General features: G+C 29.5%; 4 protein-coding genes. 1 reads left to right on the forward strand and 3 read right to left on the reverse strand.

Annotated features, from left to right (window positions below):
• On the forward strand, window positions 1-825 hold an 825-nt coding region (locus K1I67_RS09515; RefSeq protein ID WP_223339731.1), incomplete at its 5' end, for a tyrosine-type recombinase/integrase.
• A 76-nt stretch (window positions 826-901) separates the two neighbouring features.
• Here the strand turns inward: K1I67_RS09515 and K1I67_RS09520 are convergent.
• The 3 genes from K1I67_RS09520 to K1I67_RS09530 form a co-directional block, all read right to left on the reverse strand.
• A complete protein-coding gene (locus K1I67_RS09520; protein ID WP_006144806.1) occupies window positions 902-1,153 on the reverse strand; it encodes a hypothetical protein in 252 nt (83 codons plus the stop codon).
• Between the two features lie 112 nt (window positions 1,154-1,265).
• A complete protein-coding gene (locus K1I67_RS09525; protein ID WP_223339732.1) occupies window positions 1,266-1,754 on the reverse strand; it encodes a nucleotidyltransferase family protein in 489 nt (162 codons plus the stop codon).
• A 51-nt stretch (window positions 1,755-1,805) separates the two neighbouring features.
• Window positions 1,806-1,952 (reverse strand): hypothetical protein, encoded by a 147-nt coding sequence (locus K1I67_RS09530; RefSeq protein WP_223339733.1) that lies wholly within the window; start codon window positions 1,950-1,952, stop codon window positions 1,806-1,808.
• Window positions 1,953-2,135: the final 183 nt, after the last annotated feature.

Consider the following 2,135-nt stretch of genomic DNA (forward strand, 5'->3'; position numbering starts at 1 on the left):
AGTCAGCTCAAACAGCTTGAAAGATACTCGCTTAATCAGAGGAACAACTTTGTTGCACTTGACTTGACAATTGGGGAGAAAAAATTGAGTCCAAATACTATTAATAAAATCATTGTTCTATTAAAGAAAATACTAGATGTTGGATTAAGAAAAGGATATTACAAAGAACATCCAGTAGGTTTATTGAAAAAATTACCGATAGAAAAAAGAAAAATGCAATTTTGGACAGTTAAAGAATTTAAACATTTTCTTTCACTATTCAAGAACGACGAATATAATCTTGAACTACTATTTACAGTACTTTTCTTTACTGGCTTACGACTTGGAGAAGCACTCGCTCTTACTTGGAAAGATATAGAGTTTTCTACAAGTACAATACATGTTAGTAAGTCAATGTACGTGAATAAAGGTGAAGAACACATTAGTTCTACAAAAACTAAATCCGGTACTAGAAGAATCATTATTAATAAAAAGCTTATAGAAACACTAGAAGAATGGAAACAAGAACAGACAGAAAGACTAAGAGAATTTTCAACTGATACTGAAAAACTCCAAATCTTTCAGGATAGTCCAATCACTCTAACAAAAAATTCTATTGAAAAACAATATAAAAAGATTCTAGCTAGAGATAGTTCTTTAAAGAAAATAAGGATTCATGATTTTAGACACTCTCACGCTTCTCTTTTAATAAACCAAGGAGAAGACTACTTAATTGTAAAAGAGAGATTAGGACACGCTTCTATAACCACAACAATTGATACCTACTCCCACTTATACCCAAGTAAACAAAAAGATTTAGCAGATAAACTAGATAATCTATTATAAAAAGAACAGCCAAAATAAGTGCTGTTCTTTTTCTTATTAAAAATATTAAAAACTCAGTTCTACAAAAAAAGGATATTTAGGCATGTAATATCCCCACGTAGTCCTTCCACGTTTCAAGATAGTTATCACGATTTAATTCAATTTGTCTTTGTGCAAATCGTATATCATAATCTGCTAAATCCAAATTTTCTATAATTTCACCTGTAAGAATACTAAACGTTCCAATCAACTCTTCATCATCATACATCCGCAGAATAGGATTGTTAGGATTTTTAGAAATATCTTCTTTGGTTACTTCTAAATTTGTAACACCAAACTCTTTAATCATGATTCCTTCCTCCTTTCACTTTCTTTAATTACCTTTTGAGTGAATTCAATCTAACAAAATAAGTGCTGTTCTTTTTCTTATTGAAAATAAAATAACTAAGCTCTACCAAAAATTACTTGGTATTTTCACGAACCATTCTTTCAAAATAATTATCTATACTTTCGGAACTTTTAGTTATTCCCTCCGTTTTATACTTTTCTAAACTTTCCTTAATTGCATTCTGAGTGACTTCATTATACTCGGTTATATCTCTCATACGAGGATTATTAACTAAATTTTCTACCATAGCTTCCTCCAATTTTTGATAGATGAGAACTCTATCATTTAAAAAATTCTTTTTCACCAATGAGCCAATATTGGTTTTAGGTGACAATAAATCACTAACTAAAAGAATATCTACATTTCCACTAAAGATGGTCGAAAGATGCCCGTATACATCCATAAATTTCGTTATATCTCCTAATTCTAAAGCAATATCTATATCACTATTTTCGTCTTCTTCTCCTCTTGCATAGGAACCAAACAAGTAGACTTTTGATACGTTATATCGTTTAGCAATAGGTTCAATCTTAGCCTTAATTTCATCTATTGTATAAACCACGAGAACCTCATTATTACTTAGAAAAAAACATCTACCATCGAATGATAAAAATTATTCTTTATCGAAAAATTCAGATACATCTTTTGGATTATTAAAATCAAGTTTAACAAGTTTTGACTTTTCTTTCGCTAGAGCTCTAATATCGCTTTTTGCTTGTTCAACTTCGAGCATTGAATAATTTTCTTGATTGTATAACATGATATCTCTCCTTGAATAGTATATACCTATTGTATATTTTTACATAGAACGAATCAAGTTTAATACAAAATATGTTAAATATTTTCTTCCTAATTTAGAAAAAAAAATTTTTTAGCCCTGTTGTAAAATGAAGTGCAACACAAAAGACATGTTCATCTGATATACTAGAGTTGCAAAAAACAG

The sequence above is a fragment of the Streptococcus infantis genome, assembly GCF_019929575.1.
Classification (GTDB): domain Bacteria; phylum Bacillota; class Bacilli; order Lactobacillales; family Streptococcaceae; genus Streptococcus; species Streptococcus infantis_L.